Genomic DNA, 15454 nt, shown 5'->3' with positions numbered 1-15454 from the left:
AAAATGTCTAATATATTTCGATTACTATTAGTTTTATTTGTTGGTATTACTTCCCTTTTGTTCTCTTGTAAGAAAGTGGAGCACGGTACGGACGTTCCAATATTGTCGATTAACGAAAGTACAGTTTCGACCATTCAAGTCGGGAAAAAATTAAAAGTTAGTTTTATTGCTAATCAGGTTACGGATTTTACATTCTCTATTGTACCCGTAAGTGCAGGCGAAGCTTTGATCACAGAAAATATTACTGTTGATCCCAATACATTTATTTTATCAAAAGAATTTGATATTCCTAATCAAGCATCATGGATAGGAGAGGCTTTACTCAAAATCAGTTATAATTCTTCAGGACAGATTATTGAAAAAACAAGACCAATTACTTTCACAGAGAGTAATCCACAAATGTTTCTTGTTGGAGGCTCAGTTGCCGCTGGTTGGGAACCAACTTTAGCGCTTCCGATGAGTTTGTACGATAAAGAAAGTAAAACTAAGTTTGAGATTTATGAGTACGTTACCGTAGATGGTTCTGGATTTAAATTTTTACCGACTAATGTTGACTGGACAGATGCTTTTGGTAAAGGAGCAACAGACGGAACATTATTACAAAGCGGTGATGCTGGAAATATTACTGTTTCTTCGAATGATTTTTATAGAATTCGGATGGATGCTGAAGCTCAAACCTATGAAGTGTCAAAATCAACCTGGGGGGTTATCGGTAGTGCAACTCCTAAAGGTTGGGATAGTGATACAGATTTAACTTTTGTAGGTAGCAAGGGAGTATATACCTGGAAAGTAACAGTAAACCTGGTTGCGGGTGAATTAAAATTCCGAATGGACGATGATTGGGCTGTGAATATCGGGGGCGACTTATCCGCTCTACAACAAGATGGTGCCAATATAGCAATTGCTACTGCTGGTAAATACGATATTGAACTGTCACGAACAGCTTCAGGTTATTCTGCAAAAATTTCTAAAAACTAATTTAATAGGGAGCATGAGGCTCCCTATTTCTTCAAACTTTTTTTGAACGATGATACGTTTATTGTTAAGTGGTGTTTTTATGCTACTTCAGCTTTCTTATGCCTTCTCTCAAGGTAAATTTTCTATACAAAGAGTCGAACCTTTGCATTGGTGGGTTGGTATGAAATCTTCTGATTTGCAGTTGATTATTTATGGAAAAGGCATTGGTAAAAGTACGGTTAAAATCCAGAAGAAAGGTTTAACCTTAGTCAAAACCAATCCGGTTGAAAATTCCGATTATTTATTTCTAGATCTATCGGTTGACTCCGGCGCAACTGCTGGGTTTTATCCAATTGAATTTTATGAAAATAATAAGCTAGTAGGAAGCTATAAATATGAATTAAAAAATAGAGAAACATCTTCTGTAAAAGCTCAGGGTGTCCATGCCGAAGATTTGATCTACTTAATCATGCCAGATCGCTTTGCCAATGGAAACACAAAGAATGATCAAATAAAAGGTTTACGGGAGATTCAGGTAAACCGTGATTCCATGTATGCTCGTCATGGTGGTGATATAGATGGTGTTATCCAACACTTAGATTATCTAGCTGATCTAGGAGTTACTTCTGTGTGGTTAACACCAGTACTGACCAATGATATGCCCCAGGCTTCCTATCATGGTTATGCAAATACAGAAAACTATCATATTGATCCACGATTGGGAACCAATGAAACCTACCGTAAACTTGGGGAGGAACTACACAAACGAAATATGAAATTGGTACATGATGTCGTTCCGAATCACGTAGGACTGTATCATTGGACCGTAATTGACAAGCCTTTTAAAGACTGGTTGCATGAATGGCCAAGTTTTACACAAACTACTTATAAAGATCAGACTATTTTCGATCCTTATGCTTCCGTTGCAGATCGCGAGCGAATGGAAAAAGGATGGTTTGTAGAGACGATGCCCGACATGAATCAAGAAAATGAATATGTTCAGAAGTATATTCTACAGAGTCATATTTGGTGGATTGAGTATGCAGGTATTGATGGTTTTCGTATAGATACCTATCCATACAACGATTTGGATTTTATGGCTAAATGGACAGCGGCAATTCAAAAAGAATATCCTCAGTTTTCATTCTTTGGTGAAACATGGGTACAGTCTGTACCGAATCAAGCTTATTTCTTAGGAGGACAACGTGTTGGCCAGTCGATCGATACGAAGCTTGATGGTGTCACTGATTTTCAATTAAATTATGCTATCGCAGATGCATTGAATAATGAAAAGGATGGTGCAAATAGATTGTATGCAACTTTAGGATCGGATTATCAATATCCTAATCCATTAGCGAATGTAATATTTTTAGATAATCATGACAAGGACCGTTTTTTCTCTGTGGTTGGAGAGGACATAGAGAAGTATAAAGCGGCATTCTCTTGGTTGCTGACATCTCGTGGTATACCACAGATGTATTATGGTGCAGAGGTATTGATGAAGAATTTTAATAGACCTGATGGCTTACTACGTGAAGATTTTAAAGGTGGATTTGCGGGTGATACTGTTAATAAATTTAATGCTTCAGGCCGATCTGATGCAGAAAATGAACTGTTCGATCATATTAAAAAGTTAGCGAATTATCGTAAGAATAATACGGTGCTACAATATGGAGCAACACAGCATTATGTACCGGAACATAATGTGTATGCATATTTCAGATCTCACGAAAACCAAGTAGTATCTGTTTTTATGAACTGTAATGACAAGGAGGTTAAATTACCCTTAGCTAGATTTAGGGAGAGTATGAAAGAAGCAACGCGAATGAAAAATATTTTAACAGATATCGATCAAGAAATACCATTGGAAATTACATTAAAACCTCATCAAACAGTGGTGTTTGAATTAAAAAAATAAAAAATGAAAAGTGCATTGGACCTTTTGAAGGAAATTAAGGGAGTAATTTTTGATCTCGACGGTGTTTTGGTGGATACTGCGGTATTTCATTTTCAAGCTTGGAAAAGACTTGCTCAGGAATTGGGATTTGATTTTACAGAGATTGAAAATGAACAATTAAAAGGTGTAAGTAGAATTGCTTCACTAGAGAAAATTTTAAACTGGGCTGGAGTTGATGCTTCTGAAAGTGAAAAAATAGAAATGGCAGAACGGAAAAATCGCTGGTATTTAGATTTAGTTGAGCAAATGAAAGCAGATGAAATTCTACCTGGATCTCTTGAACTGTTGCATTGGTTAAAGAAAAATGGATATCAGGTTGCATTAGGGTCTGCGAGTAAAAATGCACCGCTTATCCTCGAGAAAACGGGTATGATTTCTTTTTTTGATGTCCTTGTTGATGGTAATAGTGTGAGTCTTTCTAAACCTAATCCAGAGGTTTTTTTAAAAGCTGCCCGTGATCTTAAGTTACTTCCAGAAGTATGTCTGGTGTTTGAAGATGCGCAGGCCGGGGTAGATGCTGCAAGGGCTGCAGGAATGAGTGTGATTGGTATCGGTTCAAACTTGAATGGAACCGATTTGTCAATCAGCAGTTTGGAAGAAGTTTTAAATTAATTAGTTGATTTTGCAATGAAAAATTACATCGTCCACGATGAGTGGAATATCATAGAAGAAGGGTTTCAGCCCGCATATAATGAAGTCTCAGAAAGTATATTTTCTATTGGAAATGGAAGAATGGGACAACGAGCAAATTTTGAAGAAGACTATAGCGGTAAATCATTGCCAGGATCATATTTGGCTGGAGTTTATTATCCTGATAAAACCCGCGTTGGTTGGTGGAAAAATGGTTATCCTGAATATTTTGCGAAGGTTATTAACGCTATCAATTGGATTGGTCTTCATATCGAAGTGAATGGTGAGGTTTTGGATCTCGCAAAATGTGATGTACATAGTTTTCAACGAAAACTGGATATGAAGCATGGATTATTAGTTCGATCTTTTGACGCAAGACTTCAAAATGGTGTGGAGATTCGTGTAAAGAGCATGCGGATATTTCATCTTTTTCAGTCTGAAACAGCATCTTTAAAATATACTATCCAAGTTCTGAATCAAAAAGCTTCTTTACAGGTGGAGTCTTATTTGGAAGGAGATGTCGTGAATAGAGACAGTAACTATGATGAACATTTTTGGAATTTTATTTCAAGTGGTACATCAGATTCACAGTTAAATGTGACGATGAAAACGAAGAAAACAGATTTCATAGTCCGGGCTGATTTGTTTAATAACTTTACTTTAAATAATAAAACTCTGGAATCCAAACTTTCAAAAGAAGGTGCATATGTTTCTGAAAGTGTAGCAATTTCTATAGAGCCAGGCGATATATTCTCTGTAGAAAAACGTGTTTCGATGGTTACTTCTCAAAATTATACTGAAACTGAATTAGTTGTGACGGGAAAAGCAAATATCGAAAAAATTTCTGCCATAACATTTGATGAATTACAACATAATCAGGCATTGGCCTGGGGAAATTTCTGGAATGAAAGTGATATTGAGATCACTGCAGATGTTGCCGCACAGCAAGCTATTCGTTTTAATATATTCCAATTATACCAAACTTATACTGGCGAAGATTCCAGACTTAATATTGGTCCAAAAGGATTTACGGGTGAAAAGTATGGTGGTGTGACCTATTGGGATACAGAGGCTTATTGTGTTCCTTTTTACCTTGCTACGCAACCCTCGGCTATTGCCCGCAATTTATTGCTGTATCGCTATCAGCATCTGGATAAGGCGATTGAGAATGCCGCAAAACTTGGTTTTTCAAATGGAGCGGCTTTATATCCTATGGTTACAATGAATGGAGAAGAGTGTCATAACGAATGGGAGATTACTTTTGAAGAGATCCACCGTAATGGCGCAATTGCTTTTGCCATCTACAATTATCAGCGCTATACCGGTGATTGGTCATATGTCGAAAATTATGGGCTTGAAGTATTGATCGCTATCAGTCGTTTCTGGGCACAACGTGTCAACTGGAGTGCGGAGAAGGATAAATATGTTATACTGGGAGTTACTGGTCCTAATGAATATGAAAACAATGTCAATAATAACTGGTATACCAATACGATTGCTAGCTGGTGTTTAAAGTATACGCTGGAATCCATACAAACGTTAAAAGATAGTGATCATATCAAACTAAAGGTCTTATTTGAAAAAGTTGCTTTTAAGCAAGAAGAAGCCGTTGCATGGCAGCATGTCATGGATCATTTATATTATCCGATCGATACTGAAAGCGGGATATTTTTACAACAGGATGGTTATTTAGATAAAGAGCAAGTCTTAGTTGCTGATTTGCCTGATACAGAGCGACCGATCAATCAAAAGTGGAGTTGGGACCGTATTTTGAGATCATGTTTTATAAAACAAGCAGATGTACTTCAAGGCTTATATTTCTTTGAAGATCAATATGATTTAGATACGATAAGAAAGAATTATGATTTTTATGAACCGCGAACTGTTCATGAAAGTTCACTGTCACCCTGTGTTCACGCTATTTTAGCTTCAAAATTGGGTAATGAGGCTAAAGCATATGAATTTTACCTTAGAACAGCCCGTTTAGATCTGGATGATTATAACAATGACACCGAAGATGGATTACACATCACATCGATGGCCGGAACCTGGATGTCTATCGTCGAAGGTTTTGCAGGGATGCGGGTGAAAAACAATACATTGATTTTTCAAACTTTCATTCCTAAAACTTGGGAAAGTTATGCTTTTCATGTTCAGTTTAGGGGAGTGAAATTATTTGTAAAAATAAAACAGCATGATTTTGAACTGATCAATAAGTCTAATCAAGAAATTAATATTATTTTTAACGGAGAGGCAATCTCTGTTAAGCCAAGTGCATAACCAGCTAAGCAATAAAATTATGATTTCAAAACTGCATAAACCAAAACTGTCAACTGTTCAGATTATCAATATGAGCATAGGCTTTTTGGGTATCCAAACAGGGTTTGCTCTTCAAAATGGTAATGCCTCGCGCATTCTCCAGACATTTGGAGCTGATGTTGAGCATTTATCACTTTTTTGGTTGGCAGCTCCGATCACCGGAATGATTGTTCAGCCCATAATAGGCTATTATAGTGATCGGACATGGAATAAAATTGGACGTCGCAAACCTTATTTTTTGATCGGTGCTATTTTAACTGCAATCGCACTGATATTAATGCCTAATGCTGCATTGTTTACGGCTATTTTACCTCCGTTATTAGTAGGGGCGGGAATGTTGACCATTATGGATGCATCAATTAATGTTACGATGGAACCATTTAGGGCATTGGTTGCAGATAATTTACCGAGTTCACAACGGAGTTTAGGATTTTCTGTTCAAACCTTTATTATCGGATTTGGGGCAGTAATAGGATCTTGGTTACCGTATGTGTTAACTCATTATTTTGGAGTGGAAGGAACAGCTGCAGAAGGGGTAATTCCTCTCAATGTAATATATTCCTTTTATTGTGGGGCAGGTATATTGCTGTTATCCATTTTATGGACAGTTTTATCGACAAAGGAGTATAATCCAGCGGAATTAGCTTCTTTTGAAGATGCATCTCAAGAAGTTGAAATTGAGCATCATTCTGGTTTATTTGCTATTGCTGCAGATTTTAGATCCATGCCAAAGACGATGAAACAATTGGGTGTCGTACAGTTTTTTTCATGGTTCGCACTTTTTATGATGTGGGTGTATACTACTCCCGCAATTGCAGAACATATCTTTTATTTAAAGGGGGGGGATAAATCGAAGCTTTACATGGATGCAGCCAATTGGGTAGGAGTGCTTTTTGGTATTTATAATGCCGTTTCGGCAATCTATGCTTTGTTTTTAGCTAAGATAGCAACTAAATTTGGGCGCAAGCAGACACATGCTTTTTCACTTGCTATGGGAGGTCTAGGATTGATGTCGATTTTTATTATTAAAGATCCCAATCTCTTAATTATTCCTATGATTGGGGTAGGACTGGCTTGGGGAAGTATATTAGCAATGCCATATGCTATTTTGAGTGATAGTTTGCCTGCAAAAAAAATGGGGGTTTATATGGGGATTTTTAATTTCTTCATCACATTTCCTCAGATTGTCTGTGGTTTTTTTGGAGGTTATATGATCAAGATATTCTTTGATAGTAATTCTGTTTACGGAATATTATTAGCAGGTGTCTTTATGCTACTTGGTTCATTATCTGTATTGCGCATTAAAGATAAAATTTAAGATATAATATGGATAAAAAAAAAGCTTCTCTATTGAGAAGCTTTTTTTGCTCAAATTGAAAGATATTTTTTAATTTAGAGCTTATCTGTATAAATGCATTCATATGTTTAGCACTCGAATTACTTATATTCTTTTTCTTTTTTCTTTTATTTTTCTATCAAAATTAAAGGCCCAAACTGATGACCGGACATTAGATGATGGGGTGATTCGTATACTGGCTATTGGTAATAGTTTTTCAGAAGATGCTATTGAAAACAATTTATTTGAACTGGCAAATGCTCGGGGGAAAAAAATTGTGATCGGTAATTTATATATAGGAGGAGCACCCTTGGAGCTACATGTTAAAAATGCTTTGGGAGATAGTAGTGCCTATAGCTATCGAAAAGTAGATGAATCCGGAGCGATGAGCGTACATGAGGATATGAAAATATCGGCTGCTCTTTTAGATGAACCATGGGATTATATCAGTTTTCAACAGGCAAGCCCTCTATCGGGAAAATATGACACTTATGTAAAGGATTTACCTTTGCTATATGCTTATGTAAAGGAGCATGTCAAGTATCCGGAAACTAAGTATATTCTACATCAAACTTGGGCTTATCAACATGATAGTGATCATAGTGGATTTAGTTTATATGAACGCAATCAAGAGCAAATGTATAAAGCTATTGTATCGACATCTGAAAAGGTATATAAATGGGGGAATTTTTCAATTTTGATTCCTTGTGGAACTGCAATACAAAATGCTAGAACGACTTATATCGGAGACCATTTTACCCGGGATGGCTATCATCTTAATTTAAATTATGGTAGATTTATTGCTGCCTGTGTTTGGTATGAAGCCCTATTTAAGGAAGATGTTCGGAATAATGCGTTTGTACCGCTTTCAATAAGTTATGTTGAAAGTAAAATAGCAAAGCAAGCCGCTCATCATGCTATTATACATCCATATAATATAACGCTTCTCACGGATTATACTTTTTGGACTTATTGATATCTTATCGATGAAACAGAAAAGGCAAAGATTTTCATTTAAACACATCTATTTGGTCATATTATTCGTGATTCTTGCATCCGATGTGATTTATGCACAACGTTTTGAACATATTGTGGACTATCAGGTAAATTTTGCCAATGTTTCTTACAAAGGAAAGCAGTATGTTGGTATTCGAAGTTTTCAGAACCAAGGTCAGCATTACGTGTTGTCAGTAGATCCAATAACATTGGAGACATACGTGTTGAATCGTAATGCTTGTAAAATTGTAGCCGTTACTTCCATTGAGAAGGTACAATATTTTGATTCATCTTTGTATATGAAGAGCTTTAAAGATGTTCGAAGTAATGAACAGGTGCTTCAAGATGCTGGAATAGATTTTCCCTTTCCAAAGGAGCGAGGCATCAATCTGACTATTGATTTATGTCCATCGCATAGGCCATTGGATAAAATTGTTTTTGAGACTCTATTTGTTGCTTTTAAAGGTGTTGAAAATTCGCTTCCAGTTGCTATTTCTCTTTCGGGAAAATGGATTTTGAATCATGAAACGGACCTGCAATGGCTCATTAATTTACAAAATAAAGGGTTGTTAACGATAACCTGGATCAATCATACTTATAATCATAAAGTGAATAAGGATCCTTTAAATCATAATTTTTTATTAGCCACAGGCACTGATGTAAATTATGAAGTAATAGCCAATGAGAAGTTGATGCTTTCTAAAGGAATAGTTCCGTCCGTCTTTTTTAGATTTCCAGGTCTTGTTTCGAGTAATAAAATTATTGAACAAGTATTGAGTTTTGGTTTGATACCGGTAGGATCAGATGCGTGGCTTGCGAAGGGACAGCATGCAAAAGACGGCAGTATCGTTTTAATTCATGCTAATGGAAATGAAGAGATAGGTGTACAAGATTTTATTCAATTATTGAAGAGTGAACAAAATAATATTAAGAGTAAACACTGGATTTTGCATGACCTGCATGAAGGTTTCCAGTATTAACATTTATTTTTAAAATAGATTAAGCAAATCATTTTTGTATTTAAAATAAGGTTATGAGTATTAAAAAGAGTTTTTTGATTGAATTAGAAAGAGAGACAAGTAATACAGGTCGTGTTTTGGATCGCATTACAGATGAACATCTGGATTGGCGTCCACACGAAAAATCGATGAGTTTAGGCGCATTGGCAGCACATATTGTGGAATTGCATAATTGGGTTTCTAAAGCTATTCCGAAGGATGTCTTCGATTTTAAAACTGATTATCAACCTTTAAAAATTAATTCCATTGACGAATTAAAAGATATTCTAATCAAAGGTCTAATTGCAAATAAGGAAACTATTGAACAATTGCCTGAAGAGGACTGGTTAACAGAATGGGTGTTAAAAGCTGGTGACTGGGAAATGGCACGATTGCCCAAGGCTGGAGCCGTGCGCTATATCATTACCAATCACCTGATCCATCACAGAGGTCAGTTGACTGTTTACTTGAGATTATTGAATATTCCAGTACCAGGACTTTATGGTCCTTCTGCTGATGAATAGACTAATTTTAAACCGAAGCCAAAAGCTTCGGTTTTTTTTATGTTCCTTCGTATTAGGAAGACAATTCCTAGAATATAACAGCACCAATTATTTTTTTAAAAAAGTATGTAATATTTCGATACCCTTGCATGTCTTCTATATAAAAGCGATTAAAATTTATGAACCAAGAAACCTTTAAAACGACAGTCTTCATCCATAAGGATCGGTTATTTCGTTTTGCAAATAGGTTTTTGCTAGATCAGGATGATGCGTTTGATTTGGTTCAGGAAGTATTATTGAAGTTATGGGAATCGAGGAGTGAACTTTTAAAAATTACGAATATCGAAGCTTATGCGATGCGAATGACAAAAAACTTTGCCTTGAATAGATTAAATAGAGAGGGGGTCAAAACAAAATATATGGCACAACTTGATCAAGATATTCAAAAAGAAAAGTATCCTTCCTTAACTAGAGAACTTATCTTAAAATTCATAGATCAGCTCCCTGAAAAGCAAAGACTGGTGATGTATCTCAGAGATATTGAGGAATATGAAATTGCAGACATTGTTGCCTTGGTCGGAATAGATGAAAATGCAGTGCGCGTAAATTTATCGCGAGCTCGAAATGTGGTAAAAGTCAATTTGACAAAAGTATTTGATTATGAAGAAAGAAGAATTAAAGAAATTAGAAGCTAAATATTTAGCAGGAGAAACGACTCTTGCCGAAGAAAGGTTACTAAAGGAGCAAAGCGAAGAGGGGTATTTTTCGGTCTTATCAGAGCAGGGTAAAGCGGAGATGCCGTTGGATTTTGAATCTTTTTTAACAACAACAGAAAAGGTGCAATCTGTCCATCTGCCGCAAAAGAGAAAAATATGGACATTGTTTTCGTCTATCGCAGCAGCTGTTTTGGTCATCTGTTTAGGTATATGGTATTTGCCTAATCAAAAAGCAGTGGAAGTAGAAGAGGTGGCCACTCTTAAGATTCCCTCGAAAGAGCATCATGAAAAGGATATCATTGAAACGAAACCATTGGTTGAGAATAAAGAAAGTGAAAAAAAGCTATCAAGGAATTCAACGGTTGTAAGGATCGATACTTACAATAGTGACAGATCAGTTTTAAAGCCAGAATTAGATCTGGCAAGTGAGCCACTTGCGTCAGAAGAATTTTATGTAGAGGTCAATGGGGTAAAAATTACAGATGAAGCGGAAGCATTAAAGATTACTGAAAATGCACTGCTATTTGCCTCTTCGAACTTAAAAAAAGGAATGAAGGAAGTTGAAAATATAAAATGTTTAAGTATTGAATTATAAAAATTATGAAAACGATATTATTAGTATTAGCGCTATTGTGTTCAAGTTTGGCACATGCTCAACTATCGAAATTAGATGAGATCTTCGAGCAATATAAAGAAGGAAAAGGGGTGACTTCTATTAAAATTGGTAAGCCTATGTTCAGCATGCTGAATAAGATGAAATTATCCGATAATGAAGTGAATAGTATAAAACCATTGCTTTCTAAAATAAACAGTATTAAGATGCTGATCTTAGAAGAGGCAGATCTAGGAGTGCAATCTGATGTATCAAAAGCTATTGGCAAATTGAAATACGAAGAATTGATCACCATTAATTCGGAAGGTAATAAAATTAAATTTTTAGCAGAAGATACAGCAACGGATGTTATCAAAAATCTATTGCTCAGTATTCAATCTGAAGGAAGTACGATTTTTATGATCCTGGATGGTAAGGTGAGCTACGATGATGTAAATAAATTGGTCAATACTAAACAATAGGATTATGAAGCATTCAATAATTATAGGAGCCGTTTTACTCTTTTGTCTGACCTTGCAAAGTTGTTTTGTGAAAACAAGTCCAAACATGTCTTTTGTGAGTAAGAGAGACCTCTCAAGTGATACAGAAGTTGCATCAATAAGGGTACCGATGTTTTTAACAAAAGCATTTATTAAAGGTAAAATAAAAGAATTAGATGAAGAGGATGCGATTGCGGCATTGGCCTTACGGAAAATCAAGAAGTTAAAGATCATGACAATTTCTGGAAATAAAAAAGATAATCTCATGAGTAAGTTTAATGCTTATCTAGCTAAAAATAATTTTGAAGAAATGATGAGTTTATATAGTGAAGGATCAAAAATTACGATTAATACAGAGATGAAGAAAGATCATGTGAAGCGTGTGTTATTGGGGATCGCAGATGAGGAGGACTATGTTTTTGTTGATATTAAGGCTGATCTGGATTTAAATGAGTTATCCAAAATGATCGAGTATTACGAAAAGAAAAATAATAAAACTAAAATAATAAACTAGTTATGGAAAAGTTAATAACCGCAATTGCGCTTGTTTTTAGCGTATTTACCGCTCAGGCACAGCTTTCTAAAGTTAATGAATTTGTAAATTCATTGCCGAAAAAACAAAAAGGGATAGACATCTTTAGATTTAGTGGTGCTAATATAAAAGATGTAAACAAACTTAGCGATGGAGATTTGTTTATGGATATTAAACAATTTGTTCCCGATTCTTTATTGAAGGATATTCAAGATTTGGTCATCTGCCAAATTGGGGCTGAGCAAGCTAAAGAATCTAAAGCTCTTGAAAATGCTATAAAAAAAGCAGATTTAAAAACGCTATATGCTGTAGAAACAGATGGTGTGGCAGTGCAGATGTTGACAACAGATTTTGATCAGAATAATGCGCAGGATTTACTAATTGATGTGAAATCGGAAGATGATTCCAGGATAACTGTCATGCTAAAAGGAAAGATTCCAATGGAGTTGACTGGTAACGGTAAGTAGAAGCGGGTATATATAAAAAAAGCCTTGCAATTTTTTGCAAGGCTTTTTTTATATATAAAGCTTACGCTTAGTTTTTCTTAGCTAATTCTTCAGCGATTGCTTTTCCGATTTCAGCAGGAGATTGTACTACACGGATGCCACACTCAGCCATGATTTTCATCTTAGCAGCTGCAGTATCGTCAGCACCACCAACAATAGCACCAGCGTGACCCATACGACGTCCTGGAGGCGCTGTTTGACCCGCGATGAAACCTACTACTGGTTTAGTGCCATTTTCTTTAATCCAAAGAGCAGCTTCAGCTTCCATACCACCGCCGATTTCACCGATCATGATGATCGCTTCAGTTTCTGGATCATTCATTAATAATTCTACTGCTTCTTTAGTTGTAGTACCAATGATTGGGTCACCACCGATACCGATAGCAGTTGTAATACCTAGACCAGCTTTTACAGTTTGATCAACAGCTTCGTAAGTTAATGTTCCTGATTTAGAAACAATACCAACATTACCTTTTTTGAAGATGAAACCTGGCATGATACCAATTTTAGCTTCATCAGCAGTGATGATACCTGGACAGTTTGGTCCGATTAAACGAGAATTTTTGTCACTCAAGTAAGATTTTACTTGAATCATATCTTTAGTAGGAATACCTTCAGTGATACATACGATTACTTCGATACCTGCTTCTGCAGCTTCCATAATCGCATCTGCTGCAAATGCAGGAGGTACGAAAATAATAGAAACGTTAGCACCAGCTTTTTCTACAGCATCTTTAACAGTATTGAATACGGGACGGTCTAAATGTGTTTGACCACCTTTTCCTGGTGTAACACCACCAACTACGTTTGTTCCGTACTCGATCATTTGACTAGCATGATAAGTACCTTCTGTTCCAGTGAAACCTTGAACAACTACTTTTGAATCTTTATTAACTAATACACTCATTTCTTCTTAAAATTTTGCATCACAAATCTACTATTTTGCATTGGAAATAGGAAGTAATATAAATACTTATATCCCCTTAATTGATAAAAAATTAAGAGAACTTACTTTTTTGAATAAAATCCCAAGTTACGATGCCAATTGTGACAGATACATTGAAGGAATGTTTTGTGCCAAATTGCGGAATTTCGATACAATAATCCACTAATGTCATGACTTCTTCATCGACACCATTCACTTCATTGCCAAATATTAAAGCATACTTAGCATCTTTTGCATGTCTAAAGTTTTGTAATAGTACACTGTTTTCGGCTTGTTCGATCGCAATAATGGTATACCCCAATTCTTTTAAAGTTTTAATTGCTTCCGTAGTTTCCTCGACATGTTCCCATGGAATCGTTTGTGTCGCACCTAAAGCTGTTTTTTCAATTTCGCGATGTGGAGGTGTAGCCGTGATACCACATAAGAATATTTTTTCTATTGCAAATCCGTCAGCCGTTCTAAAAGCTGATCCGACATTATGCATACTTCTCACATTGTCTAGAACGAGTGTGATAGCTGTTTTCTCTTGGTTTTTGAATGTTTCAACATCAGCACGTTGCAGCTGATCCATGGATAATTTTTGCATGTTGCAAAGATAAGTATAGAAAACTTTAAAATAGATTTTGAATATTAGAAATAAGATGTTATTTTTGCATTCCGAATTTTAAGTAAAGAACGAATAAAAATTAGCTAAAAAATGGCAAATCATAAATCAGCGATCAAAAGAATTAGAGCAAACGCTACAAAGCGTTTAAGAAACCGTTACCAAGCAAAAACTACTCGTAACGCAATTAAAAAATTACGCACTTCTGCTTCAGCAGAAGAAGCTAAAACTTTATTGCCTCGTGTAATTTCTATGCTTGATCGTTTGGCTAAGAAAAATGTAATCCACAAGAAAAAAGCTTCTAACAACAAATCTAAGTTAACTAAATTTGTTAACGGTTTAGTTTAAGCTTTCAGTATAATATATAAAGGGATACAGTTCTCTGTATCCCTTTTCTTTATGTTTTTACTTTACCCTGGATTTTCTCTTTTCCAAGCGAATGAATGTAAATAAAAGTGTCGAGATTCTCGACACTTTTTTATTTTTCTTATTTTTCCATTACCGCTGCAATTGCCTTTTTCAGAGCCGCTGGGTTTTTCATATAAGGTTCTAAATCGTAAATCTCAACCTTTTTAAAGTCTATAGGATGACTCTCGCTTTGAAGAGAGATTGTTCCTTTACTGAGTAGTTGCCCCGCTTTTGTTTTTGGAAGGTCAGAGTGCGATACATTTCCACCGCCATATTGCGGCTTCTGATATTCGAGAACTTTTTCTCCATTTACAAAATGTTGGATAATAGAATCTCCTAAGACAAGAAAATCTGCTGTTACCCATTGATCTCCATGATAAGTTTTCGATGTAGAGCTTACACAATGTGGTGTAAATAATTTATTGTTCATGACAACATTTGTACCCGGTGTACATAGATTACTTGTTGTCCGTTCATTTGTTCCGTCGCCACCTAATAACTGGCCTTCAATTGAAACTGGAAAATCTTGATCTTTTGCCATTGTTTTAGGATCTTGACCATGTAACATAGCACCACTGTTGCGCCACGCCCAACCTTCACCTCCATTAGCTTGATCGCCAACGAAACGATATTGAACACGCAGGATGTAAGCAGAAAATTCTTTATTGTAGAATAAATGGCCATATTGTTGATCAAATTGATCATACCCATCATATCTTACTTTTAATAAACCATCTTCAACACGAAACGTATTCGCATAGTTTTCTCCAACCTCGTGTTTGCTGATTTTTGGCGTCCAATTTTTTATATCCTTGCCATTGAACAATTGTAATGGTTTTGGTTTCTTGTTCAGTGAGCTGGCGCCAACTGAAACACACAGGGCAAGTCCTGCTAAACTAAAAAATAGTTTTTTATAATTCATTATTAAGATTTTAGGTATTAGAGAACTAAAAT

17 protein-coding genes are annotated in these 15454 nt (G+C 35.8%); 14 read left to right on the top strand and 3 right to left on the bottom strand.

The genetic code is table 11. From position 1 onward, the window contains the following. The first annotated feature begins 3 nt into the window (after positions 1 to 3). The 13 genes from M2265_RS12490 to M2265_RS12430 all read left to right on the top strand — a co-directional run bounded on the left by M2265_RS12490 (position 4) and on the right by M2265_RS12430 (position 12503). A complete protein-coding gene (locus M2265_RS12490) occupies positions 4 to 978 on the top strand; it encodes a SusF/SusE family outer membrane protein (RefSeq protein WP_165905965.1) in 975 nt (324 codons plus the stop codon). A gap of 49 nt (positions 979 to 1027) precedes the next feature. Further along, positions 1028 to 2875, top strand: a complete 1848-nt coding sequence (locus M2265_RS12485; RefSeq protein ID WP_132772095.1) for a glycoside hydrolase family 13 protein — start codon at positions 1028 to 1030, stop codon at positions 2873 to 2875. A gap of 3 nt (positions 2876 to 2878) precedes the next feature. Further along, complete coding sequence (gene pgmB, locus M2265_RS12480) at positions 2879 to 3526, top strand: beta-phosphoglucomutase (RefSeq protein ID WP_021187800.1); 648 nt, start codon at positions 2879 to 2881, stop codon at positions 3524 to 3526. A 15-nt stretch (positions 3527 to 3541) separates the two neighbouring features. Next, a complete protein-coding gene (locus tag M2265_RS12475; protein WP_132772096.1) occupies positions 3542 to 5824 on the top strand; it encodes a family 65 glycosyl hydrolase domain-containing protein in 2283 nt (760 codons plus the stop codon). A 19-nt stretch (positions 5825 to 5843) separates the two neighbouring features. Next, positions 5844 to 7181 carry an MFS transporter gene (locus tag M2265_RS12470; RefSeq protein ID WP_132772097.1) on the top strand — a complete coding sequence of 446 codons (1338 nt, stop codon included), beginning with the start codon at positions 5844 to 5846 and terminating at the stop codon, positions 7179 to 7181. 103 nt (positions 7182 to 7284) lie between these two features. Then, complete coding sequence (locus M2265_RS12465; RefSeq protein ID WP_132772098.1) at positions 7285 to 8175, top strand: DUF4886 domain-containing protein; 891 nt, start codon at positions 7285 to 7287, stop codon at positions 8173 to 8175. 52 nt (positions 8176 to 8227) lie between these two features. Then, positions 8228 to 9175, top strand: coding sequence for a polysaccharide deacetylase family protein (locus tag M2265_RS12460; protein WP_132772099.1), 948 nt, complete (start codon positions 8228 to 8230; stop codon positions 9173 to 9175). Positions 9176 to 9228: 53 nt separating this feature from the next. Beyond that, the gene (locus M2265_RS12455) at positions 9229 to 9717 is read left to right on the top strand and encodes a DinB family protein (protein WP_132772100.1); all 489 of its coding nucleotides are present in this window, start codon (positions 9229 to 9231) and stop codon (positions 9715 to 9717) included. Between the two features lie 158 nt (positions 9718 to 9875). Beyond that, entirely contained in the window at positions 9876 to 10391 is a 516-nt protein-coding gene (locus M2265_RS12450; RefSeq protein ID WP_132772101.1) for an RNA polymerase sigma factor, read from the top strand. Next, positions 10357 to 11007: a hypothetical protein gene (locus tag M2265_RS12445; protein WP_132772102.1), complete on the top strand. Its 651-nt coding sequence runs from the start codon at positions 10357 to 10359 to the stop codon at positions 11005 to 11007. Before M2265_RS12450 ends, M2265_RS12445 begins: the two co-directional genes overlap by 35 nt. 5 nt (positions 11008 to 11012) lie before the next feature. Next, positions 11013 to 11486 (top strand): DUF4252 domain-containing protein, encoded by a 474-nt coding sequence (locus M2265_RS12440; RefSeq protein ID WP_021187807.1) that lies wholly within the window; start codon positions 11013 to 11015, stop codon positions 11484 to 11486. A gap of 4 nt (positions 11487 to 11490) precedes the next feature. Continuing rightward, positions 11491 to 12018, top strand: coding sequence for a DUF4252 domain-containing protein (locus tag M2265_RS12435; protein WP_132772103.1), 528 nt, complete (start codon positions 11491 to 11493; stop codon positions 12016 to 12018). Between the two features lie 2 nt (positions 12019 to 12020). After that, on the top strand, positions 12021 to 12503 hold the full coding sequence (locus M2265_RS12430; RefSeq protein ID WP_132772104.1) for a hypothetical protein: 483 nt from the start codon (positions 12021 to 12023) through the stop codon (positions 12501 to 12503). A 67-nt stretch (positions 12504 to 12570) separates the two neighbouring features. On the opposite strand, the gene sucD is transcribed toward M2265_RS12430, so the two are convergent. Both sucD and M2265_RS12420 read right to left on the bottom strand, forming a co-directional pair. Beyond that, entirely contained in the window at positions 12571 to 13449 is an 879-nt protein-coding gene (gene sucD, locus M2265_RS12425) for a succinate--CoA ligase subunit alpha (protein WP_132772105.1), read from the bottom strand. A 91-nt stretch (positions 13450 to 13540) separates the two neighbouring features. Beyond that, the gene (locus M2265_RS12420; RefSeq protein ID WP_132772106.1) at positions 13541 to 14074 is read right to left on the bottom strand and encodes an RNA methyltransferase; all 534 of its coding nucleotides are present in this window, start codon (positions 14072 to 14074) and stop codon (positions 13541 to 13543) included. Between the two features lie 111 nt (positions 14075 to 14185). On the opposite strand from M2265_RS12420, the gene rpsT reads away from it, so the two are divergent. Then, complete coding sequence (gene rpsT, locus M2265_RS12415) at positions 14186 to 14440, top strand: 30S ribosomal protein S20 (protein WP_021187811.1); 255 nt, start codon at positions 14186 to 14188, stop codon at positions 14438 to 14440. Positions 14441 to 14579: 139 nt separating this feature from the next. Here the strand turns inward: rpsT and M2265_RS12410 are convergent, their stop codons facing one another. Beyond that, a complete protein-coding gene (locus tag M2265_RS12410) occupies positions 14580 to 15422 on the bottom strand; it encodes a DUF1080 domain-containing protein (RefSeq protein ID WP_132772107.1) in 843 nt (280 codons plus the stop codon). Positions 15423 to 15454 lie beyond the last annotated feature (32 nt).

Source organism: Sphingobacterium kitahiroshimense, from assembly GCF_025961315.1.
GTDB lineage: Bacteria > Bacteroidota > Bacteroidia > Sphingobacteriales > Sphingobacteriaceae > Sphingobacterium > Sphingobacterium anhuiense.
Note: the sequence above shows the minus strand (reverse complement) of the source record. Positions and strands in the feature narration are given on the sequence as shown.